This window comes from Rubrimonas cliftonensis, assembly GCF_900107585.1.
GTDB classification, from domain to species: domain Bacteria; phylum Pseudomonadota; class Alphaproteobacteria; order Rhodobacterales; family Rhodobacteraceae; genus Rubrimonas; species Rubrimonas cliftonensis.
In genome coordinates this window covers 135,112-160,170 of record NZ_FNQM01000001.1, presented here as the reverse complement: position 1 = coordinate 160,170, position 25,059 = coordinate 135,112, and the positions used below count along the sequence as shown (strand labels likewise).

Here is a 25,059-nt window from a genome sequence, read left to right as displayed (position 1 = left end):
GTGTTCCTAACGCTGAAGCCGAAGGTCGAGGGTGCAGCCCGGGCGCCCGTCAGCGTCGGCGACCATGCGGGGCGTCCTCGGCGCGGCGCGGCCGGGCGTGTGACCCATGGCCTGGAAGCGCCCGAGCCGTCTCCCCTGCGCCTCCAGCGCATTGATCGGCCGGGTCTCGTAGGCCCGCCCGCCCGGATGCATGACATGGTGCGTCGCCCCGCCCAGCGCCCTTCCCTGCGCGAGGTCGTAGACCTCGATGGTTAACGGGGAATGCACACCGATGGTAGGGTGCAGGCAGGACGGCGGCAACCACGCCCGGAAGCGCACGCCGGCCACGCGGTCATGCGGGCCGGTCGCCTCGGTCAGCGGCAGCGTCCAGCCGTTGCACGCAACCGCGTAGCGGTCGCCGAGATCGCCATTCACGCGCACCTGAAGCCGCTCCAGCGAACTGTCGACGTAGCGCGCCGTGCCGCCGACCGCGGCCTCCTCGCCCAGGACGTGCCAGGGCTCCAGCGCGGTGCGCAGCTCGACCTCGACGCCCGCCTGCGAGAAGCTCCCCGCCACCGGGAAGCGGAACTCGAAATGCGGGACGAACCACGCCGGCTCCAGCGGGAAGCCGGCGGCGGCGAGGTCGGCCAGCACCTCCTCGAAGTCCGACCACACGCCATGGGGCAGCATGTAGAAGTCGCGAAGGCGCCCGCGGTGCGGGGTCAGCGGCTGGGTGAAGGGCCGCTCCCAGAACCACGCGATCAGCGCCCGCAGCACGAGCTGCTGGGCGAGCGACATGCGCGGATGCGGCGGCATCTCGAAGGCGCGGAACTCCACGAGGCCGAGCCGCCCGGTGGGGCCGTCCGGCGAATAGAGCTTGTCGATGCAGATCTCGGCGCGGTGGGTGTTGCCGGTGCTGTCCACGAGCAGATGGCGGAAGATGCGGTCCACCAGCCAGGGCGGGCAGCCGACGCCGGAGGCCGGGTCGGGAACCTGCTGGAGCGCGATCTCCATCTCGAAAAGCTGGTCGTCGCGCGCCTCGTCGATGCGCGGCGCCTGGCTCGTCGGGCCGATGAACAGCCCCGAGAACAGGTAGCTGAGCGACGGGTGGCGCTGCCAGTAGCGGATGATCGAGGCCAGCATGTCGGGCCGGCGCAGGAACGGGCTGTCGGGCGGGCTGGCGCCGCCCATCACGACGTGGTTGCCGCCGCCGGTGCCGGCGGGGCGGCCGTCAAGCTCGAAGGTGGAGCTGTCGAGCCCGAGCTGGCGCGCCTCCTCGTACACCGTCTCGGTGATGTGGACCTGCTCCTCCCAGCTCGCCGAGGGCTGGATGTTGACCTCGATCACGCCGGGGTCGGGCGTGACCTTGATCTCGCGCAGGCGCGCGTCGCGCGGCGGCGGGTAGCCCTCGACATGGACGGGCTGGCCAAGCTCGGCGGCGACGTCCTCGACCGCCGAGATCAGGTCGACATATTCCTCGGCGTCGCGCACGGGCGGCAGGAACACGCAGAGGACGCCGCCCCGCGGCTCCACCGTCAGCGCGGTGCGCACCGAAAGGCCGCCGCCGAGGAAGGGCTCCCCCGGGGCCACGGGCCCGAGGCCGGCTCCCGTCCGCTCGCGCCCGCGGCGACGCTCGGCCATCGTCTTGAGCCGCGTCCAGAACGCCTCGTAGTCCTCGGTCTGCGAGCCCTCGACGGCGGGCGTCGCCAGCGCGCCGGCGGGCGCCCCCTGCCCCTGCAGCACCAGCGTCCGCTCGGGCCGGGCGAAGAGCGGCCGCTGCGCCTCGGCGGAGAAGGCGTCGGTCGGCAGGATCAGCGGATACAGCTCCTCGTCTATCCACGGCAGCGTGTTGAGCGGCAGGCGGAAGCCGGCGGGGCTGTCGCCCGGCGCCAGCACCAGCCGCTTGAGCCGCACCGCCCAGATCTCCGACAGCCACTGGAAGCGCCGCCCCCGCGTCGCCGGCTGCGCCTGCGCCGCCTGGATCGGCAGGATGAAGGCCTTGGGCTTGCCGAGCCCCTCGCCGAACACGCGCGCGAGCCGGGCGCGCTCCTGCGGGTCTTCGAGCCTGTTGTCCTCCGTCGTGACGTTGATCGGCAGGCCGGCCTCCTGCCGCAGGAAGGCGGCGGCGTCCTCATAGGCGGCCTGGACATAGTCGCCGCCGACGCCGAGCTGCTCGGCCAGCCGGACGGCGAAACGCTCCGCGCCCTCGACAGTGGCGCCCTTGTCGGCCTCGGGCGCGACGAGTTCGGGGTTGAGCCAGAGCGGCTGCGCGTCCGTCCGCCAGTAGAGCGAGAACGCCCAGCGCGGCAGCTGCTCGCCGGGGTACCACTTGCCCTGGCCGTAATGCAGCAGCCCGCCGGGGGCGAAGCGCTCGCGCAGGCGGCGGATCAGCCGGTCGGCGAAGCCGCGCTTGGTGGGGCCGACGGCGGCGGTGTTCCACTCGTCGCCGTCGCGGTCGTAGGCGGCGAGGAAGGTCGGCTCGCCGCCGACCGTCAGCCGCACGTCGCCGGCCTCCAGCCGCCGGTCGATCGCCTTGCCGGCGGCGTCCATCGCCGACCACTGGGCGACGGTGTAGGGCGCCGAGACGCGGGGCGTCTCGAGGATGCGCTCGACCTTCATCTCGAAGTGGAACTCGACCTCGCAATTCTCGACGCCGCCAGAGATCGCCGCCGCAGAGGCCGGCTCGGGCGTGGCGGCGAGAGGGATGTGGCCCTCCGCCGTCAGCAGGCCGGAAGTCGCGTCGAGCCCCACCCAGCCGGCGCCGGGCAGGAACACCTCCGCCCAGGCGTGCAGGTCGGTGAAATCCGCGGTCGGCCCCGCCGCGCCGCCGTCGATGGGCGAGAGGTCGGCGGTGAGCTGGATCAGGTAGCCCGAGACGAACCGCGCGGCGAAGCCGTGGTGGCGCAGCAGGTGACAGAGCAGCCATGCGCTGTCGCGGCAGCTTCCCGACGCCTTCTTCAGCGTCTCCTCAGGCGTCTGCACGCCCGGCTCCATGCGGATGAGGTAGTCGACCAGCGTGCGCAGCTTCTGGTTCAGCGCCACCACCCAGTTCAGGGTGTCGTCGCTCTCGGTCGGCCGCGTCTCGGCGATCAGCTTCGCCAGCAGCGGGCCGGGCTCGAAGGTCTCCAGATAGGGCGCGAGATCCTTCTTCAGCACCGCCTCGTAGCGGAAGGTGGGCGTGCGCGCCTCCTCCTCGATGAAGAAGTCGAAGGGATTGATGGCGAGCATCTCGGCGACGAGGTCGACGTCGACGTGGAAGTGGCTCACCTTCTCGGGGAACACCAGCCGCGCCTGCCAGTTGCCGAACGGATCCTGCTGCCAGTTGGTGAAGCGGCCCTTCTCGGGGCTGACGCGCAGGCTGTAGCTCAGCACCGGGGTGCGGGCGTGGGGCGCCGGCCGCAGGCGGACCACCTGCGGATAGAGGTACACCGGGCGGTCGTAGTCGTAGCGTGTCCGGTGGGTGAGTGCGACCTGAAGCGTCATCGGGGCCTCGCGCGGGTTGAGCGGCCGGCTCGACGGCGCGTCGGAGATCGCCGGCGCCGGGCGAACCGCCCCGGAGGCAGGATGTTAACCATCGACCGGCGCGGGCGTCCAGCGGTCCTCGCGCATGCGGCGCCGCGAGCGCTCCCGCCGACCCCGCCGCGGCGCCGGCGTGGAGGCCGCAGCCCGGCGACGCCCCGCGCGCGGCGAATTCGCCTTGATTGACAGGCGACGAGGCGCGCGGCTAGGCGCCGAGCGCGCCGTCGGCGGCGGCGCGGCTCCATTGCAGAAGCGCGCGCAGCTTCGCAGGCGCCACCGGCTTGGTGAGCACCTCCGCCCCCGCCTCCGCCGCCGCGGCCTCGAGCGCGCGCGAGCGGTCGGCGGTGATGATGACGGCGGGGGCCTCCACCCCGGTCTCCTCGCGCAGCCGCCGCAGCGCCTGAAGCCCGGTCAGCCCGTCGCCGAGGTGGTAGTCGAGCAGCATCACGTCCGGCGACATGCCGAGCTGGCGCACGGCCGAGACCGCCTGCCCCGCCGTCGCGGCCTCCATCGCGTCGACGCCCCAGCGCGCCAGCAGCGCCGAGGTGGCGCCGCGCACGGCGTCGTCGTCGTCTAGCACCAGCGCGATCATCCCGCGCGCGTCGCCGAAATGCGGCGCGTCGGTCTCGCCCGCCTCGCGCGCGGCGCGCGCCGCGCCCGCGCAGCCGAGCGGCGCCGTCACAGAGAACACGGAGCCGACGCCCGGCTGCGACCGCACGTCGACGCGGTGGCCCAGCAGCCGCGAGGCGCGGTCGACGATCGCCAGCCCCAGCCCCATGCCGCGCTCGCCGCGCGGGTTGGCGGCGTCGATGCGATGGAACTCCTCGAACACGCGGCGCCGCTCCGACGGCGGCACGCCCACGCCGCTGTCCCAGACCTCGATGCGCAGCGTCTCGCCCCGGCGCCGGCAGCCCAGAACAACGCCGCCGCGGATGGTGTACTTGAGCGCGTTGCTGACGAGGTTCTGCACGATCCGCCTGAGATAGTGCGGGTCGCTCCGCACGATCGCCGAGCACGGCGCGACCGACAGCTTCAGGCCGCGCGCGGCCGCCACGGGGCCGAACTCCTCCGCCACGGGCTTCAGCACGCGCGCCACCGGGAAGTCGGCGATGTGCGCCTCGCCGCCGCCCGCGTCCAGCTTGGAGATGTCGAGCAGCGCGTTCAGCAGCGCCTCGACCGAGCCGAAGGCGCTCTCGACCCGCGCCACGGTCTCCGACGCCTCGGGCGAGAGCCGGCTCGCGGCGAGGGCGGAGAGGAAGAGCTTCGCGGCGTTCAGCGGCTGGAGCAGGTCGTGGCTCGCGGCGGCGAGAAAACGCGTCTTGGAGAGGTTGGCGGCCTCCGCGGCGTCGCGGGCGCGGCGCATCTCGCTCTCGATGGCGCGGCGTTCGGCAACCTCCTGCACCAGCCGGTCGTTGAGGTCGGTCAGCGCGGCGGTCCGCTCCACCACGCGGCTCTCGAGCGTGCGCCGGGCGCGTTCGAGTTCCTCGGCGCTCTCGCGATCCTCGGTGATGTCGGCGAGGGTCATGGAGACGCCGTCGCCTTCGCCGTCGTGGCAGTTCACGCGCAGCACGCGGCCGTCGCGCGCCCTGAGATCCGTCGAGAGCGGCGGGCGCGGGCGCGGCCCGCGCAGCCACTCCGCCAGCGCGCCGGCGACCCGTCCAGTCGCCGGCCCAGCCGGCCCAGCCGCCCCCCCGGCGGCCGGCCCGACGCCGGTCGCGTCGGCGATCAGCGCGACCATGGGCGCGCCCGGCTGCGCCGCGGCGAGGCCAAGCCCGAGCAGGGCGCGGAACGGGCCGTTGCAGCGCGCCAGCGCTCCGTCCTCATCGAAGGCGGCCAACCCGATGCGCAGCCGGTCGAGCGCCCGATCCGGCCAGCCGCCGACACCGCCCTCGCCGTCCTGCAGGGCGGCGGCCCCGCGCGCGACCAGCGCAGTGACGTCGGAAACGACGAGGGCGAAGGGGCCGCCGGCAGCGCGCCTGAGCGTGAATTCGACCCAGCGCCCGTCCGTCAGCGGCGCCGTGCGCGCCGACTGCTCCGAGCCGGAGAGCGCGGCGGCGAGCGCCGATCGGGAGTCGGGCTCCAGCGCCAGCGCGGACGAGCCGCACAGCGCACGCGCGGCGTCATCGAGCCGCTGGCCCGCGGTGATCCGCGCGCCCGCGTCGGGCAACATCGCCTGCAACCTGGTATTGTAAAGCGTGAGCCGCCCGTCCTCCGAAAAAAGCGCGAGTCCGTCGGCGCAGACGTCGAGCGCCGCCTGAGCCTGCCGACGCGCCAAGAGCTGCGCCTCGCCGGCGTCTGTCGCGCGCTGGGCCCCGTCAAGGCCGTGCGCCGCCTGCCGCTCCATGCGCTCGCGCAGCGCGTCGTTCGCCCGGCGCAGCCGCTCGTTGTCGGAGAGGGCCGCGTCGAGGCCGATCTCCGGCGAGGCGCCACCGCCCTCACCCGGGCCGAAAAAGCTTACCTTGAGTTTCTCGGGCATCGGCGTCAGTCCCGCAGGATGTCGGAAAAGCTGACCTTCCGCGCAACCAGCACCGCCTGGGTGCGGCTCTGCACGCCGAGCTTGCGCAGGATCGCCGTGATGTGCGCTTTCACGGTGGTCTCGGCGATGTCGAGGTCGAAGGCGATCTGCTTGTTGAGCTTGCCTTCGCAGACGAGGCCCAGGATGCGAAGCTGCTGGGGCGTCAGGTCGCCCAGCCGCTCCGCCGCGTCGGCAGGGTCCGGCTCCGAGCCGCTTCCCTGCCGCGGCAGGACCATGCCCGGCGGCACATAGAGTTCTCCGTCGAGCACGAGGCGCATCGCCGAGACCAGTTCGGTGCTGGGCGCGTTCTTGGGCACGAATCCCGCCGCGCCCGCGCGCATGACCTGCGCCACGATCCGCGCGTCGCTCATCGCGGAGACCACGACGACCGGGGTGCGGGGTGTCGCCGCCTTCAGGCGCAGCAGCCCGTCCACGCCGCTGACGTCGGGAAGATTGAGGTCGAGCGCCACCGCGTCGATCTCCAGCCCCCCGGAAATCATGTCGAGCGCCGCGCCGAGCGTATGCGCCGTGACGACCTGCTTGAGGCCCAGACCACCCTTGAGGGCGAGCGACAGCGCCTCGCAGAACAGCGGATGGTCGTCAACGACCAGCGCGCTCTGCGCCAGCGTCGCGGTTGCGCCACGCGCCGTTCCGCTCACATCCATGCGTCGCCCAGAGTCGTGACCATGCGTCAGCCCCCCTCGTTTACGCGCCTGCGCGGGCCGTTAACCCTTTAGTCTTATTCAACCACTGCGCCGGCCCCGCGCCAAGATGAAAACGCAACGATGTCGAACCGGATGGCGACGCGCGCCGCGCCGTGGGCGATTTTGACGCTTGCGCAAGGTGTGGAAATCACTGAGCGTCACGCCTATCGTCCCCAGTAACAAAGGCGCCCGGAAAATCGAGGCGCCGAATGACGGGAGGGGTGCTTCGTCCATGAAACTCGAGGGAAGCCAGATCATTGCGGCGGACCGCGCGACCGTCTGGGCCGCGCTGAACGACCCCGAGACCCTCAGGGCTTGCATCCCGGGGTGCCAGTCGCTCGAAAAGACGTCGGACACGTCGTTCGAGGCCGTCGTGAAGCAAAAGGTCGGCCCCGTCTCCGCGACGTTCAACGGCGCGATCGAGCTCACGAACATGAACCCGCCCGAGGGCTACACGATCTCCGGTGAGGGCAAGGGCGGCGCGGCGGGCTTCGCCAAGGGCGGCGCCGACGTGGCGCTCAGGGAGGTTTCCGAGGGCACCGAGCTGACCTACAGCGCCGAGGCCAAGGTCGGCGGCAAGATCGCCCAGCTCGGCGCGCGGCTGATCGACGGCTTCGCCAAGAAGATGGCCGACCAGTTCTTCACGAACTTCAAGGACCAGGTCGAAGGCGCCGGCGGCGCCGAGGCGCCCGCGGAGGGCGAGGCGGGCGCGCCCGCGGAGGCGGCGGCCGGCGTGGAAGGCGAGAAGAAGGGTTTCTGGAAGCGCCTGATGGGCTGACGGCCCCGCGCGACCACACCAAGGCGAAATCCCAGGGAGGACGGAACACATGGCGTCTGTGTCGATGACGGTGAACGGCAAGGCCGTCTCCGGCGAGGTTGAGGGGCGCACGCTCCTGGTGGAATTCCTGCGCGAGGGGCTCGAACTGACCGGAACGCATGTCGGGTGCGACACCTCGCAGTGCGGCGCCTGCGTCGTGCACGTCAACGGCGAGAGCGTGAAGGCCTGCTCCGTGCTCGCCGTCGCAGTGGACGGCGCCGACATCCGCACGATCGAGGGCATGGCCGCCCCGGACGGCACGCTCAGCGTGCTCCAGCAGGCGTTCCAGGACCATCACGGCCTGCAGTGCGGCTTCTGCACGCCGGGCATGGTGATGTCCGCCGCCGACCTGCTCCAGAAGAACGCCGACCCCTCCGAGCAGGAGGTGCGGGAATGGCTCGAGGGCAACATCTGCCGCTGCACGGGCTACCACAACATCGTCAAGGCGATACTGGCCGCAGCCGCGACGCTGCGCGGCGAGAAGATCGCAGCCGAGTGAGTCGCCTGCCGACGGCCGACATGATGAGCGCCGACGCAGGCGCCGACAGGGGAAACGCATGAACAAGCAGATGACCGGGATCGGCGCCTCGTCCAAGCGGCGGGAAGACGTCCGGTTCCTCACCGGCAAGGGCCAGTACACCGACGACATCAACCGCCACGGCCAGCTCTACGCGCATTTCGTGCGCTCCGAGGTCGCCCACGGCAAGATAACGAAACTCGACGCAAGCGCAGCCGCCGCGGCGCCCGGCGTCGCGCATGTCTTCACGTCGAAGGATTTCGAGGGCGTCGGCGGCGTGCCCTGCGGCTGGCTCATCACCGACAAGAACGGCGAGCCGATGAAGGAGCCCAAGCACCCCATCCTCGCCGAGGGCAAGGTGCGCCATGTCGGCGACCCGATCGCCGTCGTGGTCGCCGAGACGCTGGCGCAGGCTCGCGACGCCGCGGAGCTGATCGACCTGGAGATCGAGGAGCTGCCCGCGGTCATCGACATGCGCGAGGCGCTGAAGGGCGGCGTGGCGGTGCATGACGAGGCGCCGGACAACCTCTGCTACGACTGGGAGTTCGTGGCCGAGAACAAGGCCGCCGTGGACGAGGCGATCGCCAGGGCCGCCCATGTCACCACGCTGGAGCTGGTCAACAACCGCCTCGTCGCCAACCCGATGGAGCCGCGCTGCGCCATCGGCGAGTATGACCGCGCGGGCGACCAGCACACGCTCTACACCACCTCGCAGAACCCCCACGTCATCCGCCTGCTGATGGGCGCCTTCGTGCTCGGCATCCCCGAGCACAAGCTGCGCGTGGTGGCGCCGGACGTCGGCGGCGGCTTCGGCACCAAGATCTACCACTACGCCGAGGAAGCCTTCGTCACCTTCGCAGCTAAGAAGCTCAACAAGCCGGTGAAGTGGACGGCTTCGCGCTCGGAAGCCTTCATGTCCGACGCCCAAGGTAGGGACCACGTCACGAAGGTGGAGCTGGCGCTCGACGCCGACAACAACTTCACCGCGCTGCGCTGCCTGACCCACGCGAACATGGGCGCCTATCTCAGCACCTTCGCGCCCTGCATCCCGACCTGGCTGCACGGCACGCTGCTGGCGGGCAACTACCGCACGCCGCTGATCTTCACGAACGTGAAGGCTGTGTTCACCAACACCGTGCCGGTCGACGCCTATCGCGGCGCGGGCCGGCCCGAGGCGACCTATCAGCTCGAGCGCGTGATCGACAAGGCGGCGCGCGAACTCGGCGTCTCGCCCATCGCGCTGCGCAAGCAGAACTTCATCAAGCCCGACCAGTTCCCGTACCAGACCCCCGTCGCGGTGGTCTATGACACCGGCGACTACGACGCGACGATGGACAAGGTCGTGGAGATGGCCGACCTCGCCGGCTTCGACGCCCGCAAGGCGGAGGCGAAGTCCCGCGGGAAGCTGCGCGGCCTCGGCTTCGCGCACTACATCGAGGCTTGCGGCATCGCGCCGTCCTCTCTGGTCGGCGCGCTCGGCGCCCGCGCCGGGCTCTACGAGGCCGCGACGGTGCGGGTGAACCCGACCGGGTCGGTCTCGGTGTTCACCGGCTCGCACAGCCACGGCCAGGGCCACGAGACGACCTTCGCGCAGGTGGTCTCGGACATGCTGGGCATCCCCGAGGACCAGATCGACATCGTCCATGGCGACACCAACCGCGTGCCCTTCGGCATGGGCACCTACGGATCGCGTTCGCTGGCGGTCGGCGGCTCGGCCATCGTCAAGTCGGTCGAGAAGATCGTGAGCAAGGCCAGGAAGATCGCGGCGCATCTTCTGGAAGCCTCTGAAGCCGACATCACCTTCGAGGACGGCCAGTTCAAGGTGGCCGGCACCGACAGGGCGAAAGCCTTCGGCGAGATCGCGCTGGCGGCCTATGTCCCCCACCAGTACCCGATCGAGGAGATCGAGCCTGGGCTGGAGGAGACCTCCTTCTACGACCCCAAGAACTTCACCTACCCCTCCGGCGGCTACGCCTGCGAGGTCGAGGTGGACCCGGAGACCGGCGTCGTGAAGGTCTGCGCGTTCCATGCGGCGGATGATTTCGGCAATCTCGTCAACCCGATGATCGTCGAGGGCCAGATCCACGGCGGCGTCGCGCAGGGCATCGGCCAGGCGATGCTGGAGCACTGCACATTCGACGCAGACGGCCAGCCGCAGGCGGGCTCCTACATGGACTACGCGATGCCGCGGGCCGCCGACATGCCGATGGTCAACATCGACTCGTCCTGCGTCACGCCCTGCACCCACAACCCGCTGGGCGTGAAGGGCTGCGGCGAGGCGGGGGCCATCGGTTCGCCGCCCGCCTTCGTCAACGCGGTGATCGACGCGCTCGCCGAGCGCGGCGTGACCCATATCGACATGCCGCTGACGCCGCAGGCGGTCTGGAAAGCCATCCACGGCGCCAGCGCCGTCGCCGCCGAGTGAGGGACCGACCATGTACGCCTTCGACTATGTGAAACCCGCCTCCGTCGCCGACGCCGTCAAGGCGCTCTCGGCGGAGGACGCGCAGCCGATCTCCGGCGGGCAGACGCTGATCCCGACGCTGAAGCAGCGCCTAGGCCAGCCCTCCGCCCTGGTGGACCTCACCAAGATCGCCGATCTTGTGGGGATCGAGGCCGGCTCCGACAGCGTGCTCGTGAAAGGCGCCACCACCCATGCTGCGGTCGCCGCGCATGAGGGCGTGATGCAGGCCATCCCCGGCCTCGCCAAGCTGGCCGCCCATATCGGCGACCCGCAGGTGCGCAACCGCGGCACCATCGGCGGCTCGGTGGCCAACAACGACCCCGCGGCCTGCTACCCGGCCGCGGTGCTGGGCCTCGGCGCGACGGTGCTGACCGATCGCCGCGAGATCGCCGCCGACGACTACTTTCAGGGCATGTTCACCACCGCGCTGGAGGAAGGCGAGATCGTGACGGGCGTGCGCTTCCCGATCCCGGAGAAGTCGGCCTACGCGAAGTTCGTGCAGCCGGCCTCGCGCTTCGCGCTGACGGGCGTCTACGCCGCCAAGCTTAAAGGCGGCGTGCGCGTCGCCGTCACCGGCGCGTCGGAGAGCGGCGTGTTCCGCTGGGCCGAGGCCGAGGCGGCGCTCGCCTCCAACTGGTCGCCCGAGGCGGTCGAGACGCTCGCCGCCCCTGCCGCCGACGGCATGATCGGGGACATTCACGGCGCCCCCGACTACCGCGCGCATCTCGTGAAGGTGATGACCAAGCGCGCCGTCGCAGCCGCCTGATCCGGTCGGCGCCTGCCCGCCGACAGCCTGACGAGCCGCCGCCGATGAGGATCGGTGGCGGCTTTTTCGTATCACCACCCGCGCGCTTCGCCGGCGGGGTGCGTCCCCGACCGGGCCTAAGCGCGGCGGGAGGACCCCCGCGGCGAGCGCCTCCACGAAGGCGCTGCTGAGCGAGGCCCCGTCGGGGCCTGGGTCGTGGGCGGCGTGGAACACCGAGCGGAACGACCAGTCATTGGGCTTCAGCGCCCGCATCCTGCCCAGCCGCTCCCACATCGCGCCGCGATGGGCCGGCAGGAAGCCGAGCCACGCCCCCGACAGCACGAGGATCTCCTGCGCCTCCATACCGCCGACCACCGCCCGAGCCGTGACCCGGTCGAGGCGATAGGTGTCGCCAAAAGGCATGTGGCTGCGCACGGAAAAGGCGGCCTTCAAGAAGTCGCCCTGCCCCAGTTGGGCGTCCGGCCGCTCGAACCACGGATGGTCCCGCCCGCAGTATGGGTGATGGGCCTCCGAGGCGAGTTCGCGATACGCCAGCCCCGGCAGCGGCTGGAAGGCGGGCCTCACGATCACGTCGCGCTCGCCGGAGAGCAGGCTCTTCTGCAGCCCCGCCGGCGTGTCGGTCTCCATCTCCACCACGACGTCGGGGCGCGCCGCGGCGAAGCGGCCGAGCGCGCCGGGCAGGTCGATGGCATCGAAGGTCGAGACCGTGTCGATGGCGCCGATGCGCAGCCGCGCCGTCCGGGGCGCATGGACGCGGTTCATCGCGGCGGCGAAGCGGTCGAACTGGCCGAAAAGCGCCTGCGCGGCGGCGCGGGTCACCTCCCCCGCCGTGGTCAGCCGGAAGCCGCGCCGCCCACATCGCGGAGCCTTGAGCCGAGCTTGGCCTCCAGCGCGCCAAGTTGGGCGCTGAACGTGGACTGAGCCATGTTCAGCGCGATCTGCGCGCCCTTGAAGCGGTTGCAGTCGGCCACCGCGCAGGAGCCGCAGGTCGACGTCGCTCCGTCTTCGCATGGCGGCGATACTTCGGGTTTTCCCAATGCGATGCGCCGACGATTTCTCATCCTTCCGGCGGGGTCCAATGCATTAACCTTCGGGATCGGGCGCCACTGAGGAGCATGCCGGATGATCGGCCGCCTCGCCCTCTCCGCCCCCTGCCTCGCCGTCGCGGCCACAGCCTTGGCGCAGGACGCCGTGATCCGCGTGCTGCCGCCGACATGGCTAGGATTCGCGCCCGCGCTCCTGGCGCAGGATCTCGGCTGCTACGCGCAGCAGGGCGTGACGCTCGACTTCCGTTTCGAGGACGACCGCGCCAACGTCATGGCGGCGATGGAGCGTGGCGACATCGACGCCGACATGCGCACCGTCGGCGAACATCAGGGCCGGCCCCGCGCGCCCGAGACGCCCGGCATCATCACCGGGACCATCGATATCTCGGTCGGCGGAGACGGCGTGCTGGTCAACGGCTTGATCTCGATGGTCGCCGACCTCGCCGGCAAGAGGGTCGCCATCGAGCCCAACATCCCCGCGCGGCTGCTGCTTCAGATGGAGTTCGCCAAGGCGGGGCTGTCGATCAACGACGTCGACCTGCGCGAGATCACGACCGCCGACAGCATCGCCGTCTTCGCCGACCCGTCCATCGCGGCGGTCGACGCCTGCGAGCCGTTCCTGTCGCAGGCGGTCTCGATCCTGACCGACCGCGCGCCGCGGATGCTCGTGTCCTCGCGCGACGCGCCCGACCTCATCGTGGACGTCCTCACCGCCCGTGACGCGGCGCCGGCGGAGAACCCCGCCAGGTTCGAGAGCCTGCTGCGCTGCGTCCATCGCGCGGCGGACTTCCAGCGCGCCAGTCCCGACGATTTCTCGCGCCTCGCCGCGCCCTATTACGGCCTGAGCGCAGAGGAGGTCAGCGAGATCATCGAGACTTCGATGGCCTACACCACTTACGAGGACGACGCGACATATCTCGGCGAGGGCGGCGGAACCGGCACGCTTCACCCGGTGTTCGACGCGGTGATGAAGCTCGACATCGATTCTGGCGCGGCCGACACGGTCCTCTCGGCGAAGGATGAAATCGACAACGGGCTGCTGACCGGCCTCTTCGTCGGCCACGCCCGCTAGGGCTCGGCCATGCCCTCGACCAAGGCGCTCTCGTCGGCGCGGCGCGCACGCTCGCGCTGCTGGCGGCGTGGAAGGTTGCGGCGCGCGCCGAAGTGGCGTCGGACCGGTTCCTGCCGTGGCCGCGCGTGGCGCGGGCGCCGAGCGTGGTGCTGGCGACGCTCGTCGAGATGATCGCGGGGCGGGATTTGCTCTACCACGCCGGCGTCCCGACGCTGAGGGTGTGGGCGCCTTCGCGCTCGCCGGCGCGATGGCCGTGCCCATCGGCCTCAAGATGGGCTCGTTCCGGCTGGTCGGCGCGGCGCTGGAGCCGGTGGTCGACCTCATCCGCTACCTGCCGGCGCCGGCGCTGCCGCCGCTCTCGATCATCTGGTTCGGCGTAGGCGAGAAGACGAAGATCTTCCTGCTGTGGCTGGGCGCCTTCTTTCAGCTCGCTCTGCCGGTGGCCGACGACGTGCGGCGCGTCCCGGTGGAGTTCCACGAGACCGCGATGACCGTGGAGGCGCCGTGGTGGCGGCGGCTCACCGATGTGTCGCTGCCGGCGATGGCGCCGACGCTGGTGGACAACATGCGCATCACGCTCGGCTGGTGCTGGACCTACCTCATCATCGCGGAGATCGTCGCCGCCAACAGCGGGCTGGGCTTCGTGATCTGGCAGGCGCGGCGCTTCTTCCGGACGCCGGAGGTGATGGCGGGCGTCGTCGCCATCGGCTTCATCGGTCTGGCCACCGACCAGCTGATCCGCGTGCCGCACCGGCCCCGCTTCGCGCATCTGACCCGATGAGCTATCTTGCCTTCGACGCGGTCGAGAAGCGCTATGGCGAGATGGAGGCCATGGCGCGCTTCGATCTCGCGGTCGCGGAGGGCGAGTTCGTCGCCTTTCTCGGTCCCTCCGGCTGCGGCAAGACCACCCTGATGCGCATGGTCGGCGGGCTGGAGGCGCCGAGCGCGCGGCGCATCCGCCTGCGCGGCGAGATGCTGACGCGGCCCGACCGGCGGCGCGGCATGGTGTTCCAGTCCTACTCCGCGTTTCCGTGGCTGAACGAGGCCGGCAACGTCGCCTACGGGATGCTCTATCGCCGCGACCTGACGGCGGCCGAGAAGCGCGCGCGCGGCGCACTTCCTCGGCCTCGTCGGTCTGAGCGACTTCGCCAGCAGGTTCCCAGATCGCATATCGGGCGGAATGCGCCAGAGCGTCGAGGGGAGCACGATAATACTCGTCGCCCATGACGTCGACGAGGCCGCGTTCCTTGCTGATCGCATCGTCGTCTTCATGCGCCGCCCCGCGCGCATTCTGGCGGAGGTGGGCTTCCGCGCGCGGCTGGGCGCGGAGGGGACGCTGGAGCTGCGCGGCGGAACCGACTTCTTCGCGCTGCGCAACGAGCTGCTGGCGCTGGTGCGCTCGACCGCCGACGCCGAGGAGGGCGGCGCATGAGCGCGCATGGGCTGGAGGGGCGGCGCGTGCTAGAGACCGGCGCGAGCCGCGGCATCGGGCTCGCGGTCGCGCTCGGCTTCGTCGACGCAGGCGCCGAGGTGACGGCCCTCGCCGAGGTTGCGGCGGTGCTGGAGGCCGCGCGAAGGGTCGGCGCGACGGGTGTCGTCGCCGACGTGACCGACCCGGCAGCCGTCGCCGCGGCGCTGGCTGGGATGCCGCGCCTCGAAGTCCTGGAGAACAATGCCGGGCTTGAGCGCATCACGCCCGCAGAGGACGCCTCGCCCGAGGCCGTGGCGCTGTTCCGCCGTATCATCGACGTGAGCGTGGCCGGCATGGCCGTCGTCACCGGGCAGGCGCTGGCGCTGGTGGGCGCGGGCGGCCGCATCGTCAACACCGCTTCGGTCTGGGGGCGCGTCGCCGAGCCGCTGTACGGGGCCTATGTCGCCTCCAAGCACGCCGTGATCGGGCTCATCAAGACCTGGGCGCGCGAACTGGGGCCGCTGGGCCTGCCGGTGAACGCGGTGGCTCCGGGCTGGGTGCTTCACCGAGGCCTCGATCCGCACCGCCCGCGTGCCAGCGGCGCGGACGGGGCGCGACGAATGCGCGGCGGTCGAGGCGGGCCAGGCGCTCGCCGACGGCCTGATGGAGCCGGTGGACGTCGTCGGCGCGTATCTCTTTCTCGGCTCCGACGCCTCGCCCAACATCACCGGGCAGACGCTGGGCATAGACCGAGGGGAGACGCCGTGGTGAGGGTGGCGGTCGTCACCGGCGCGGCGAACGGCATCGGCCGGGCGACCTGCGCGGGCCGTTCGTCGCGGCGGAGGCCGCGCTTGGGCGCATGCCGGAGGGCGGGCGCATCGTCAACGTCGCCTCGGAGCTCGCCAATCTCGGGCGCGAGGGCGCCTCGGCCTACGTCGCCACCAAGGGCGCGATCCTGTCGATGACGCGCTCATGGGCGCGGGAGTTGGCCCCGCGCATCCTCGTCAACGCCGTCGCGCCCGGACCGGTGGACACCGCGCTGCTCGGCTACGCGCGGATGAGCCCCGCCGAGCAGGCGCGCGAGGCGGCCAATCCGCTCGGGCGGATCGGCCGGCCGGAGGAGATCGCCGCCCTGATCGCTTTTCTCGCCAGCCCCGCCGCGAGCTTCGTCACGGGCCGATGCTTCTCCGGCGACTGCGGGGCGGCGATGCACTGAGGGACCGCTCATGTTGCTCCACCCGCTGCCCTGGCCCGAGGGCAGGCGCCTCGCCGCCGCGATCACCTTCGACGTGGACGTCGACAGCGTGATCCGCAACGCCCGGCCCGAGGACGGCCATCTGCGCCTCGCGGCCGTCAGCATGGGCCGCTACGGGCCGGCCGTCGCCGTGCCGCGCATTCTCGACACATATGGCCGGTTCGGCCTGCGCCAGACAGTCTTCATGCCGGCCTGGTGATGGAGCGTCATCCCACGACGGTGGAGGCGATCCTGACCGGAGGTCACGAGATCGGGCGCCACTCCTGGCGGCACGAGGATCCGCTCGGCCATTCCGACGACCGCGAGGCGGGACTCTTCGGCCGGGCGATGGAGGTGCACCGGCGGATGACCGGGCGCGCGCCGCGCGGCTATCGCGCGCCGGTCTACAACGCGACGCCGCGCATCATCGACCGGCTGATCGCCGAAGGCTTCCTCTATGACAGCTCGCTGATGGCCGATGACATGCCCTATCTGCTGAGAACGCCGGCGGGCGAGCTGATCGAGCTGCCGCCGCACTGGGGCGCCGACGACTGGCCGCCCTTCGCCCGTTTCGAGGAGATCGGCCACCTGATGCCGGTGCGCGCGCCTTCGGACGGCCTGCGGCCCTTCTTCGAGGAATACGAGGCGATGCGGGCCGCGGGCGGCTTCTGGATGGCCGTGCTCCACCCGTTCCTGACCGGCCGCCTCGCCCGCTGGGCGGTGATGGAGCGCTGGCTGGAGGGCGTGCTGGAGACCGGCGAGGCCTGGTTCGCGCCGCTGGAGGACATCGCCGCCCACGCCGCCGCCCATCGCGACCGCCTGCGCGTCGACGAAATCGACGAAGCGGCGCCGTGACCTGCGCCCGCAACCCACGACACGGCTTCAGGGGAGTTCACGATGGCCCACGGCTATGAGACCGGCAGGCTCAACCTGCCCTTCGTCGGCATCTCGACCTTCGGCAAGTCGCCCTATCTGCCGGACTGGAGCGCCATCGACGCAGACGTGGCCATCCTCGGGGCGCCGTTCGACTTCGGCGCCCAGTGGCGGGCGGGCGCGCGCTTCGGGCCGCGCTCCATCCGCGAGGCGTCGACCCTGTTCTCGTTCGGACACGCCGGCGCCTGCGACCACGAGGACGACGTCACCTATCTCGACGGCGTGCGCATGGTGGACCTCGGCGACGCCGACATCGTCCACACCGACACGCTGACGAGCCACGCCAACATCGAGGCCGGCGTGCGCGCGATCCTGAAGGCCGGCGCGCTGCCGGTGGTCCTCGGCGGCGACCACTCGGTGAGCATCCCCTGCATGCGGGCGTTCGCGAAAGCCGGGCCGGTCCTCATCGTCCAGATCGACGCGCATCTCGATTTCGTGGACGACCGCCACGGCGTGCGTTTCGGCCACGGCAACCCGATACGCCGCGCCGCCGAGCAGGCCTATTTGACGGGGCTGACGCAGCGCTGCATCCGCAACGTCTCCTCCACCGCGCGGGGACGGCTACGAGGCGGCGCGGGCGATGGGCTCCGACATTCTGTCGGTGCGGCAGGTGCGCGCGCTCGGCGCGGCGGCCACCGTCGCGCGCGTGCCGGCGGGCGCGCGCTGCTACGTCACTATCGACATCGACGGTTTCGACCCCTCCATCGCGCCGGGCGCCGGCACGCCGTCCCATGGCGGGTTTCTCTACTACGACGTGCTGGAGATCCTCGCAGCGCTGGCGCAGCGCCACGAGATCGTCGGGATCGACCTCGTGGAGGTCGCGCCGGACTACGCCTACAGCGGCTCCACCGCGATCCTCGCCGCCCAGATCCTGCTGAACCTGATCGGGCGCGTCATGCACGCGCGGGTGGGCGCTTCAGCGGAGGGGAAAGGGCGGGCGAAGCTTGACCCCGGAGCCACGCTTGCGCATGTGAGCCCCCATGACAGACGCCGCCCGCCAGCGCCGCGCTCAGCGGGTCGCCCGCCGCCGCCGCCGCTACCAGAGCCCGTTCCCGAATGGCTGGGCGCGCTTCCGCGCGCATCTGAACGCGTGGTTCGTGGACCATCAGGTGTTCCGAGCGGTCTATCCGAACCTCTGGCGGCTCGGCCCGCACGCCTGGCGCTCCAGCCAGCCCTCGCCCGCGCAGCTCCGCCGCCTTGCGAAGCGGGGGCTGCGGACGGTGGTGAACCTGCGCGGCGGCAGCGAGTTCGGCTCCTATGCGCTGGAGCGCGAGGCCTGCGCCGACCTCGGGCTCGCCTATCGCGAACTGAAGCTGTTCTCGCGCCATGCGCCGGAGCGGGAAGCCATCGCCGAGGCCGCTAAGCTTTTCGACGAGATCGCGTATCCGGCCCTCCTGCACTGCAAGTCGGGGGCGGATCGGGCGGGCCTCGCCGCGGCGCTCTACGTCCTGCTGCGTGAAGGCGGCACGCTCGCCGAGGCGAAGGCGCAGCTCGCGCCGGTCTACGGCCATTTCCGCATGGCCAAGACCGGGGTGCTCGACGCGACGCTCGACGCCTTCGGCGCGGCGGAGGCCGAGGCGGCGGCGCGCGGCGAGACGCTCGATTTCCTCAAGTGGTCGCAGACCGACTACGACCCCGCCGCCGTCACGCGCGGCTTCCGCGAGAGCAACCTCTTCGGCTTCATCGTTGACCGGGTGCTGCGGCGCGAGTGAGACGCACGCTCAGCCCGTCGCGCCCTCGAACTGCATCCGGTAGAGCATTGCGTAGAGCCCGCCCTCGGACACCAGCGCCTCATGGCGGCCCTGCTCCACCAGCCGACCCCGGTCCATCACCGCGATCAGGTCGGCGTCGAGGATGGTCGAGAGGCGATGGGCGATGATCAGCGTGGTGCGCCCTTCGCTCAGCCGGTCGAGCGCGGCGCGGATGGCGCCCTCGCTCTCGGCGTCGAGCGCGCTGGTGGCCTCATCGAGCAGCAGGATCGGCGCGTCGCGCAGGAAGGCGCGGGCGATGGAGACGCGCTGGCGCTGCCCGCCCGACAGCCGGTCGCCGCGCTCGCCGGCCTGCGCGCCGTAGCCGCCTGGCAGGGCCGAGATGAAGTCGTGGCACGCCGCCGCCCGCGCCGCCGCCTCGATGTCGCCCTGCGTCGCGCCGGGCCTGCCGAGCGCGATGTTGGCCCCGATCGTGTCGTTGAAGATCACCGCGTCCTGGCTGACCACCGCGACCGAGCCGCGCAGCGAGGCGAGCGCGACCTCGCGCACGTCCCGCCCGTCGATAAGCAGCCGCCCCTCGGTCACGTCGTAGAGCCTCGGGATCAGGTTCATCACCGTGGACTTGCCGGCGCCGCTGCGCCCCACCAGCGCCACGCGGGCGCCGCCGGGAATATCGAGCGTGAAGTCGCTCAGCGCCGGGGCGCCCTCGCCGTAGCGGAACGAGACGCCCTCGAAGCGGATCGCGCCTTCGGTGACGGCCAGCGCCGGTGCGCCCGGCGGCTCGGCGATCTGCGCCGGCTGGTCGAGCAGGTCGTAGACGCGCCGCGCGCTCGCCAGCCCACCCTGCACGACCGCGTTGAGGTTGCCGAGCGCGCGCACCGGCTGCGCCGCCAGCAGCAGCGCCGTCACGAAGCCTGTGATGTCGCCCAGCGTGTTCTCGCCCGCCGCGATCCGCGCGCCGATCAGCCAGATGACGATGGCGACGGCGACGCCGGCCAGCACCTCCATCAGCGGGTCGATGAGCGACTGGGCCTGCCCCGCGCGCACCCGCAGGCCGCGCAACGCGTCGAAGGCGCCGGCGGTCTTGACCTTGAGATAGGGCTCCATGCCGTAGGTCTTGGCGACATGGACGCCCGCGAAACTCTCCACCACCGTCGCCGAGGTGGAGGCGACCCGCTCGGACGTCGCGCGCGCCAGCTTGCGCAGCCTGCGGCCCACGGCGGCGATGGGCCAGGCCGCAAGCGGCGCCAGCGCCAGCACGATCAGCGTCAGCTCCACGTCGATCCAGAGCAGCGCGCCGAACAGCGTCACGACCATCAGCGCGTCGCGCAGGGCGTTGGTGACGACCGCCCGCATCGCGCCGGACATGATCGCGACGTCCGCCGTGAACCGGGACGCCAGCGCCGCCGGCGGCTCGCGCGAGAGCCAGGCGAGGTCGGCGTCGACGAGATGGCGGAAAAGGCGCGTCTGGATGTCGGCCTCGACCTGCGCCATCACCGCGTTCGTCAGCACGCGGTGGCCGTAGAGCAGGCCGCCCTTGAGCGCCGTGACCAGCACGATGATGGGCGCGATGACGCCGATCACGCCGACATCTCCCGCCTGCAGCGCGTCGACGCTGCGGCGGATGATCTCGGGATAGAGCGCGTTCGAGCCGGCGAAGGCGGCGATCAGGCCGATGTTGAGCGCGAGGCGGCGGCGGTGCGGCCACAGCCAGTCGCGCCACGCCCTGCGCAGCAGCCGGTCGCCTCCGTCGTCCTGCGATGCAGCGTCCCGCGCCATGGCGGTGCGCTACACGCGCGCCGCGCGCCGCGCAACCCGGCCCGGAGGCGCCGCGCGTCTTGGGGCGCGTCAGGACCCCTCGGCCGCCTCCCGTCGCGGCGGCGCGTCAGAGGCGCTCGGCCGCGGCGCCGCCGACCACCGCGCCGAGGATGGAGCCCGCTGCAATGGCGGCGGCCCTGCCGCCCCCGGCGCCGATGGTCGATCCGACGGCTGCCCCGGCCGCCCCGCCGACCGCCTGCCCCACGAGCCGCCGGTCGCCGGCGCTTCCCGAGCAGCCGGCGAGCGCGAGGCTCGCCGCCAAGGCGAGGCCCGCCGCGATGGTTCGCATCGTCATTCCGGCGCACATGGCGTCCCTCCCTCGTCGCTCGCCGTTCGCCATACCGCGCAAGGCCTGGCGAAATGCGAATTCTCGTTCAGTCGGCGGCGCGGCGCCACGGCCGGGTGAAGGCGTCCAGCGCCGTAGCGATGCTCGTATCGTCGGCGCCCGGCGCCTCGACTTCCGCCACGACGCCCAGCTTCTCGTCGTCCACCGCCCGGACCGTCGCCGCGACGCCCTTCCCCGCCAGCGCGGCCGTGTAGACCCGCTCCAGCGCGCGCTTGCGCAGGTCGGGCTTGTAGATCTTGCCCACGGCGGTCTTGGGCAGCTCCTGCACCAGCTCGACATGGGCGGGCCGCGCCGCGCGCTCGCTGACATGCTCCGCGGCGAAGGACTTCAGCGCGTCGGGCGTCTCGCTCGCGCCCTGCACCAGCTCCACATAGGCGCAGGGAAGCTCGCCGGCGTAGGCGTCGGGCTGACCGACCGCGCCGACGAAGGCCACCGACGGGTGCGCCATCAGCGCGTCCTCGATCACGCCGGGGTCGATGTTGTGCCCGCCGCGGATGATGAGATCCTTCGCGCGCCCGGTGATCCAGAGATAGTTGTCGGCGTCCAGCCGCCCGAGATCTCCGGTGCGCACCACGCCTTGCGCCGCGAACAGTCCCGCGTTGCGGGCCTCGTCGAGATAGCCGGGGATGCAGCCGGGGCTCGCGACGCAGATCTCGCCGACCTCGTCGGTTTCGCAGGCGATCGCCGAACCGTCGGGCGCGAACTTGAGAATGCTGACCTGCGAGTAGGGGAACGGCAGGCCGACCGAACCGATGCGCCGCTCGCCCATCGGCGGGTTGCAGGAGATCAGGCAGGTCGTCTCGGTCTGGCCGTAGCCCTCCAGCAGCTTCACGCCGGTCTCGGCCTCGAAGCGGCGGAACAGCTCCGGCGGCATCGCCGCCGAGCCGGAGATCGCGTAGCGCAGCGAGGAGATGTCGGCGTCGACCTTGCGCTGCATCAGCGCCGCCACCGCCGTCGGCACGGTGGTGACGAAGTTGATGCGCCAGCGCTCCACCAGCTTCCAGAAATTGTCCATGACGCCCTCGCCGCGATAGCCGGCCGGCGTGGGCATCACGAAATGCGCGCCGGAGGCGACGCAGGCCATCAGCATCGGGTAGGCGGCGAGGACATGGAACAGCGGCAACGGGCAGAGCATCGCGTCTCCGGACCTGAGCAGCAGCCTGTCGACGAGCCAGCCGTTGTAGAGCGCGCCGCGGTGCAGGTGCTGCGCGACCTTCGGCGTGCCGGTGGTGCCGCCGGTGTGGAAGCAGGCGCAGGGGTCGTCGGGGCCCGCGTCATAGGCGAAGTCGAGGCGGTCGGGGTTCATCCGCGCCATCTCGGCCCGCAGGTTCAGCACCCGCGCCGAGCCGGCGGAGACGCGCTTCGGTGCGAGATAGGGCGTCACCCACGAGAGCGGCGGCCCGAGATGGCGCCCGAGATCCACCTCCAGCACCAGCCGGCACTCCGGGGCGTAGCGCACGGCGTAGGAGGCCTTGGCGCTGATGTCGGTCCGCACGAAGGGCGACAGCGTGATGAGCGCCTTCGCCCCGGTCTCGCGCAGGATCGCCGAGATCTGCTCGCTCTCCAGCAGCGGATTGATCGGCGCGGCGACGCCCGCCGTCATCGCCCCCAGCAGCGCCACCGCCGCCTCGGGCGCGTTGGGCAGGAGACAGGCCACCCGGTCGCCCGGCCCGACGCCGAGGCTGCGCAGCAGGTTCGCCGCGCGCGTGACCTCGGCGCGCAGATCCTCCCAGCTCAGCGTCGTCGCGCGCGCAGTGGCGTCGCCCTTGAGCTGGAAGCTGACCGCCGGGCGCGCGGCGTGCGCGCGCGCCGTGGCGCACAGCATCTCGTAGACGTTGCGCGCCGTCACCTGCTCGCGATAAGGCCGCGCCTCGATGCGCCGCATGTCGGCGATCGTGGCGATGGTCTCCGGCTCGTCGTTCATTGGCGTGTCCCTCCCCTGCGCGGCAGAGTGGTCGCGCGCGCGACGGGCGGCAAGCGCGCGACAAGCGGGCGCACGCAGGGTTGATGGGGAGGGCGCGCATGGCGCGGGGCGCTGGGCCGGACTTCAGCCTTGAGACGGCGGCGCGCGACGTCCTTGGCCGGGCGGCCGACCTGTGCGGCGTCGACGAAGCCGGACGCGGCCCCTGGGCCGGTCCGGTCGCCGCGGCGGCGGTGATCCTCGACCCGCGCCTGCCGCCGGAGCGGCTGCCCGAGGGGATGGACGACAGCAAGAGGATGACGCCCCGCGCCCGCGCCCGCGTCGCGGCGGAACTGCGCGCGCTGGAGGCGGAGGGCCGCGCCGCCATCGGGATCGGCTGGGCCGAGGTGGCGGAGATCGACGCCCTGCGCATCGTCGCGGCCTGCGACCGCGCCATGGCGCGGGCCGTCGCCGCCCTGCCCCTCCGCCCGGCGCTGGCGCTGGTGGACGGACTGCGCGCGCCTTCGCTCGGCTGCCCCGCCGAGGCGGTCGTGCGCGGCGACGGGCGCAGCCTCTCCATCGCCGCGGCCTCGGTCGTCGCCAAGGTCGCGCGCGACGCGCTGATGGAGCGGCTCGCAGCCGACTGGCCAGGCTACGGGTGGGAGACGAACCGCGGCTACGGCGCCGCGGCGCACCGCGCCGGGCTTCTGGCGCTGGGCCTGACGCCGCATCATCGGTTGAGTTTCCGTCCCGTCCACAACATCTGGTGCGCGCGAGGACTTAACTATGGGAAATAAGCACCTGATTCACAACAGGGATTGACTGCGAATCACCAATGCGGGATTCTTGCGCTCCGCCGTCTGGAGACCGTCGAATGCCCCGCAAGCCCGCCGCCGCGACCGCCGCCCTCGATCTGCCGCTGGACCGCATCATCGAGGGCGACTGCATCGCCGCGATGGCCGCGCTGCCGGAGGCGAGCGTAGACCTGATCTTTGCCGACCCGCCCTACAACCTGCAACTCAAGGGCGAGCTTCACCGGCCCGACAACTCCCAGGTCGACGCGGTGGATGCGGCGTGGGACCGCTTCGCGAGTTTCGAGGCATACGACGCCTTCACCCGCGCTTGGGCGACCGAGGCGCGCAGGGTGCTGAAGCCCGACGGGGCGATCTGGGTGATCGGGGCCTACCACAACGTCTTTCGGGTCGGCGCCACGCTGCAGGATCTCGGCTTCTGGATCCTCAACGACGTGGTGTGGCGCAAGTCCAACCCGATGCCGAACTTCCGCGGCAAGCGCTTCACCAACGCCCACGAGACGCTGATCTGGGCCGCGCGGTCGGACGCCGGACGCCCGGTCTTCAACTACGACGCGGCCAAGGCGCTGAACGAAGGCCTGCAGATGCGCAGCGACTGGGTTATCCCGCTCTGCACCGGCGCGGAGCGGCTGAAGGGGGCTGACGGCGCCAAGCTGCATCCGACCCAGAAGCCCGAGGCGCTGCTGCACCGCGTGCTCGTCACGACGACGAAGCCCGGCGACGTGGTGCTCGACCCGTTCTTCGGCGCCGGCACCACCGGGGCGGTCGCCAAGCGCCTGCGCCGCCGCTGGATCGGGATCGAGCGCGAACCGGCCTATGTCGAGGCCGCGCGCCGGCGCATCGAGGGCGTGCGCGCGGTCTCCGAGGAGGCCGCCAGCGCCACGCCCAGCAAGCGCGCCGAGCCGCGCGTCGCCTTCGGTCAGCTCGTCGAGCGCGGCCTGCTGCGCCCCGGCGAGGTGCTGCGGTCGGCCTGCGGGCGCAAGCAGGCGCGGGTGCGCGCCGACGGCACGCTGGTCTGCGCCGACGCCACCGGCTCGATCCACCAGATCGGCGCGCATCTCCAGCGCGCGCCGAGCTGCAACGGCTGGACCTACTGGCACTTCGAGCGCGACGGGGCCGTTGTGCCCATCGACGCCCTGCGCAGCGCGATCCGGGCGGAAATGCAGGTCTGAAGCGGTCGCCGCCTTGCGCCCGCTTCGGAAGGCGGTCGAGCGGCAGTCGGGATGCGCGGATTTCAGCCATCCTCGCTGCGACGCCGCTGAGCGATGAGGGCCGCGCCCTCCCTGGGGGGTGAGCCGCGCCCGGAAACCCCTCCGGGGGAGGGTTTTCAGCGGCGAACGGGCGGAGCCCCGGAGGGAGGGCGCGGCCCGTGCTGGTCGCGCGGGCCAAGGGTCGGGCGACGCGCCTCCAGTCCACCGTCCGTCTCCCGCACAGAGCCGCCCTGTCCTCGGGGATCGGCGCTGGTCGCGCAGGACGAGCGTCGAGCGCCGCGGCAAG

General features: G+C 71.9%; 23 protein-coding genes and 3 pseudogenes. 18 read left to right on the top strand and 8 right to left on the bottom strand.

What is annotated here, in order from left to right:
- Nucleotides 1-6: 6 nt before the first annotated feature.
- The 3 genes from BLW43_RS00735 to BLW43_RS00725 all read right to left on the bottom strand — a co-directional run bounded on the left by BLW43_RS00735 (nt 7) and on the right by BLW43_RS00725 (nt 6,678).
- Nucleotides 7-3,462 (bottom strand): transglutaminase family protein, encoded by a 3,456-nt coding sequence (locus BLW43_RS00735; protein WP_093247568.1) that lies wholly within the window; start codon nt 3,460-3,462, stop codon nt 7-9.
- Between the two features lie 241 nt (nt 3,463-3,703).
- Nucleotides 3,704-5,974 carry a hybrid sensor histidine kinase/response regulator gene (locus tag BLW43_RS00730; RefSeq protein ID WP_093247567.1) on the bottom strand — a complete coding sequence of 757 codons (2,271 nt, stop codon included), beginning with the start codon at nt 5,972-5,974 and terminating at the stop codon, nt 3,704-3,706.
- A 5-nt stretch (nt 5,975-5,979) separates the two neighbouring features.
- Complete coding sequence (locus tag BLW43_RS00725; RefSeq protein ID WP_093247566.1) at nt 5,980-6,678, bottom strand: response regulator; 699 nt, start codon at nt 6,676-6,678, stop codon at nt 5,980-5,982.
- A 271-nt stretch (nt 6,679-6,949) separates the two neighbouring features.
- On the opposite strand from BLW43_RS00725, the gene BLW43_RS00720 reads away from it, so the two are divergent.
- Genes BLW43_RS00720 through BLW43_RS00705 form a run of 4 tightly spaced genes read left to right on the top strand, consistent with a single transcriptional unit; the run spans nt 6,950 to nt 11,281 of the window.
- Complete coding sequence (locus tag BLW43_RS00720) at nt 6,950-7,495, top strand: SRPBCC family protein (RefSeq protein ID WP_093247565.1); 546 nt, start codon at nt 6,950-6,952, stop codon at nt 7,493-7,495.
- Nucleotides 7,496-7,544: 49 nt separating this feature from the next.
- Complete coding sequence (locus BLW43_RS00715) at nt 7,545-8,033, top strand: (2Fe-2S)-binding protein (RefSeq protein WP_093247564.1); 489 nt, start codon at nt 7,545-7,547, stop codon at nt 8,031-8,033.
- A 58-nt stretch (nt 8,034-8,091) separates the two neighbouring features.
- Nucleotides 8,092-10,476: a xanthine dehydrogenase family protein molybdopterin-binding subunit gene (locus tag BLW43_RS00710; RefSeq protein WP_245730862.1), complete on the top strand. Its 2,385-nt coding sequence runs from the start codon at nt 8,092-8,094 to the stop codon at nt 10,474-10,476.
- Between the two features lie 10 nt (nt 10,477-10,486).
- Nucleotides 10,487-11,281 (top strand): FAD binding domain-containing protein, encoded by a 795-nt coding sequence (locus BLW43_RS00705; RefSeq protein ID WP_093247563.1) that lies wholly within the window; start codon nt 10,487-10,489, stop codon nt 11,279-11,281.
- Nucleotides 11,282-11,479: 198 nt separating this feature from the next.
- On the opposite strand, the pseudogene BLW43_RS24710 reads toward BLW43_RS00705, so the two are convergent.
- Nucleotides 11,480-12,043: pseudogene (locus BLW43_RS24710) on the bottom strand (substrate-binding domain-containing protein); the annotation flags it as partial.
- Nucleotides 12,044-12,114: 71 nt separating this feature from the next.
- Complete coding sequence (locus tag BLW43_RS24705) at nt 12,115-12,207, bottom strand: hypothetical protein (protein WP_425441159.1); 93 nt, start codon at nt 12,205-12,207, stop codon at nt 12,115-12,117.
- Here BLW43_RS24705 and BLW43_RS22780 point away from each other — a divergent pair.
- The 12 genes and pseudogenes from BLW43_RS22780 to BLW43_RS00660 all read left to right on the top strand — a co-directional run bounded on the left by BLW43_RS22780 (nt 12,206) and on the right by BLW43_RS00660 (nt 18,689).
- Nucleotides 12,206-12,391 (top strand): hypothetical protein, encoded by a 186-nt coding sequence (locus BLW43_RS22780; protein ID WP_139283941.1) that lies wholly within the window; start codon nt 12,206-12,208, stop codon nt 12,389-12,391. The genes BLW43_RS24705 and BLW43_RS22780 overlap by 2 nt on opposite strands.
- Before the next feature lie 12 nt (nt 12,392-12,403).
- The gene (locus BLW43_RS00695) at nt 12,404-13,399 is read left to right on the top strand and encodes an ABC transporter substrate-binding protein (RefSeq protein ID WP_093247562.1); all 996 of its coding nucleotides are present in this window, start codon (nt 12,404-12,406) and stop codon (nt 13,397-13,399) included.
- Nucleotides 13,400-13,619: 220 nt separating this feature from the next.
- Nucleotides 13,620-14,180, top strand: a complete 561-nt coding sequence (locus BLW43_RS00690; protein ID WP_217632068.1) for an ABC transporter permease — start codon at nt 13,620-13,622, stop codon at nt 14,178-14,180.
- Nucleotides 14,177-14,626: an ATP-binding cassette domain-containing protein gene (locus BLW43_RS00685; protein ID WP_217632067.1), complete on the top strand. Its 450-nt coding sequence runs from the start codon at nt 14,177-14,179 to the stop codon at nt 14,624-14,626. Before BLW43_RS00690 ends, BLW43_RS00685 begins: the two co-directional genes overlap by 4 nt.
- A complete protein-coding gene (locus tag BLW43_RS23855) occupies nt 14,580-14,831 on the top strand; it encodes a hypothetical protein (protein WP_217632066.1) in 252 nt (83 codons plus the stop codon). The genes BLW43_RS00685 and BLW43_RS23855 overlap by 47 nt, the downstream gene beginning before the upstream one ends.
- Nucleotides 14,828-15,313: pseudogene (locus BLW43_RS24700) on the top strand (SDR family NAD(P)-dependent oxidoreductase); the annotation flags it as partial. The gene BLW43_RS23855 and the pseudogene BLW43_RS24700, both read left to right, overlap by 4 nt.
- Nucleotides 15,314-15,401: 88 nt before the next feature.
- Nucleotides 15,402-15,581, top strand: coding sequence for a hypothetical protein (locus BLW43_RS24185; RefSeq protein WP_245730859.1), 180 nt, complete (start codon nt 15,402-15,404; stop codon nt 15,579-15,581).
- Nucleotides 15,582-15,627: 46 nt separating this feature from the next.
- Entirely contained in the window at nt 15,628-16,026 is a 399-nt protein-coding gene (locus BLW43_RS00675) for an SDR family NAD(P)-dependent oxidoreductase (RefSeq protein WP_281243445.1), read from the top strand.
- Nucleotides 16,027-16,036: 10 nt separating this feature from the next.
- Nucleotides 16,037-16,264, top strand: coding sequence for a polysaccharide deacetylase family protein (locus BLW43_RS24180; protein ID WP_245730858.1), 228 nt, complete (start codon nt 16,037-16,039; stop codon nt 16,262-16,264).
- Nucleotides 16,264-16,899 carry a polysaccharide deacetylase family protein gene (locus tag BLW43_RS00670; RefSeq protein ID WP_245730857.1) on the top strand — a complete coding sequence of 212 codons (636 nt, stop codon included), beginning with the start codon at nt 16,264-16,266 and terminating at the stop codon, nt 16,897-16,899. The genes BLW43_RS24180 and BLW43_RS00670 overlap by 1 nt, the downstream gene beginning before the upstream one ends.
- Nucleotides 16,900-16,941: 42 nt before the next feature.
- Nucleotides 16,942-17,884 (top strand): annotated as a pseudogene (gene speB / locus BLW43_RS00665) (agmatinase); the annotation flags it as partial.
- 73 nt (nt 17,885-17,957) lie between these two features.
- Nucleotides 17,958-18,689, top strand: coding sequence for a protein tyrosine phosphatase family protein (locus BLW43_RS00660; RefSeq protein ID WP_093247560.1), 732 nt, complete (start codon nt 17,958-17,960; stop codon nt 18,687-18,689).
- Between the two features lie 9 nt (nt 18,690-18,698).
- On the opposite strand, the gene BLW43_RS00655 is transcribed toward BLW43_RS00660, so the two are convergent.
- From BLW43_RS00655 to BLW43_RS00645, 3 genes are all read right to left on the bottom strand, one after another.
- Nucleotides 18,699-20,465, bottom strand: a complete 1,767-nt coding sequence (locus BLW43_RS00655) for an ABC transporter ATP-binding protein (RefSeq protein ID WP_093247559.1) — start codon at nt 20,463-20,465, stop codon at nt 18,699-18,701.
- A gap of 106 nt (nt 20,466-20,571) precedes the next feature.
- The gene (locus BLW43_RS00650; RefSeq protein ID WP_093247558.1) at nt 20,572-20,811 is read right to left on the bottom strand and encodes a hypothetical protein; all 240 of its coding nucleotides are present in this window, start codon (nt 20,809-20,811) and stop codon (nt 20,572-20,574) included.
- 67 nt (nt 20,812-20,878) lie between these two features.
- On the bottom strand, nt 20,879-22,774 hold the full coding sequence (locus BLW43_RS00645) for an acyl-CoA synthetase (protein ID WP_093247557.1): 1,896 nt from the start codon (nt 22,772-22,774) through the stop codon (nt 20,879-20,881).
- 98 nt (nt 22,775-22,872) lie between these two features.
- Between BLW43_RS00645 and BLW43_RS00640 the strand changes: the two genes are divergently transcribed.
- Nucleotides 22,873-23,547: a ribonuclease HII gene (locus tag BLW43_RS00640; protein ID WP_217632064.1), complete on the top strand. Its 675-nt coding sequence runs from the start codon at nt 22,873-22,875 to the stop codon at nt 23,545-23,547.
- Between the two features lie 77 nt (nt 23,548-23,624).
- Nucleotides 23,625-24,734 (top strand): site-specific DNA-methyltransferase, encoded by a 1,110-nt coding sequence (locus BLW43_RS00635; RefSeq protein WP_093247555.1) that lies wholly within the window; start codon nt 23,625-23,627, stop codon nt 24,732-24,734.
- Nucleotides 24,735-25,059: the final 325 nt, after the last annotated feature.

Coding starts and splice junctions, on each gene's coding strand:
- BLW43_RS00710 (WP_245730862.1), top strand. CDS start 8,092: ATGAACAAGCAGATGACCGGGATCGGCGCCTCGTCCAAGCGGCGGGAA.
- BLW43_RS00685 (WP_217632067.1), top strand. CDS start 14,177: ATGAGCTATCTTGCCTTCGACGCGGTCGAGAAGCGCTATGGCGAGATG.
- BLW43_RS00715 (WP_093247564.1), top strand. CDS start 7,545: ATGGCGTCTGTGTCGATGACGGTGAACGGCAAGGCCGTCTCCGGCGAG.
- BLW43_RS00645 (WP_093247557.1), bottom strand. CDS start 22,774: ATGAACGACGAGCCGGAGACCATCGCCACGATCGCCGACATGCGGCGC.
- BLW43_RS24705 (WP_425441159.1), bottom strand. CDS start 12,207: ATGGCTCAGTCCACGTTCAGCGCCCAACTTGGCGCGCTGGAGGCCAAG.
- BLW43_RS00695 (WP_093247562.1), top strand. CDS start 12,404: ATGATCGGCCGCCTCGCCCTCTCCGCCCCCTGCCTCGCCGTCGCGGCC.
- BLW43_RS23855 (WP_217632066.1), top strand. CDS start 14,580: ATGCGCCAGAGCGTCGAGGGGAGCACGATAATACTCGTCGCCCATGAC.
- BLW43_RS24180 (WP_245730858.1), top strand. CDS start 16,037: ATGTTGCTCCACCCGCTGCCCTGGCCCGAGGGCAGGCGCCTCGCCGCC.
- BLW43_RS00655 (WP_093247559.1), bottom strand. CDS start 20,465: ATGGCGCGGGACGCTGCATCGCAGGACGACGGAGGCGACCGGCTGCTG.
- BLW43_RS00635 (WP_093247555.1), top strand. CDS start 23,625: ATGCCCCGCAAGCCCGCCGCCGCGACCGCCGCCCTCGATCTGCCGCTG.
- BLW43_RS00670 (WP_245730857.1), top strand. CDS start 16,264: ATGGAGCGTCATCCCACGACGGTGGAGGCGATCCTGACCGGAGGTCAC.
- BLW43_RS00730 (WP_093247567.1), bottom strand. CDS start 5,974: ATGCCCGAGAAACTCAAGGTAAGCTTTTTCGGCCCGGGTGAGGGCGGT.
- BLW43_RS00720 (WP_093247565.1), top strand. CDS start 6,950: ATGAAACTCGAGGGAAGCCAGATCATTGCGGCGGACCGCGCGACCGTC.
- BLW43_RS00660 (WP_093247560.1), top strand. CDS start 17,958: ATGACAGACGCCGCCCGCCAGCGCCGCGCTCAGCGGGTCGCCCGCCGC.
- BLW43_RS22780 (WP_139283941.1), top strand. CDS start 12,206: ATGTTCAGCGCGATCTGCGCGCCCTTGAAGCGGTTGCAGTCGGCCACC.
- BLW43_RS00725 (WP_093247566.1), bottom strand. CDS start 6,678: ATGGATGTGAGCGGAACGGCGCGTGGCGCAACCGCGACGCTGGCGCAG.
- BLW43_RS00705 (WP_093247563.1), top strand. CDS start 10,487: ATGTACGCCTTCGACTATGTGAAACCCGCCTCCGTCGCCGACGCCGTC.
- BLW43_RS00650 (WP_093247558.1), bottom strand. CDS start 20,811: ATGTGCGCCGGAATGACGATGCGAACCATCGCGGCGGGCCTCGCCTTG.
- BLW43_RS00735 (WP_093247568.1), bottom strand. CDS start 3,462: ATGACGCTTCAGGTCGCACTCACCCACCGGACACGCTACGACTACGAC.
- BLW43_RS00640 (WP_217632064.1), top strand. CDS start 22,873: ATGGCGCGGGGCGCTGGGCCGGACTTCAGCCTTGAGACGGCGGCGCGC.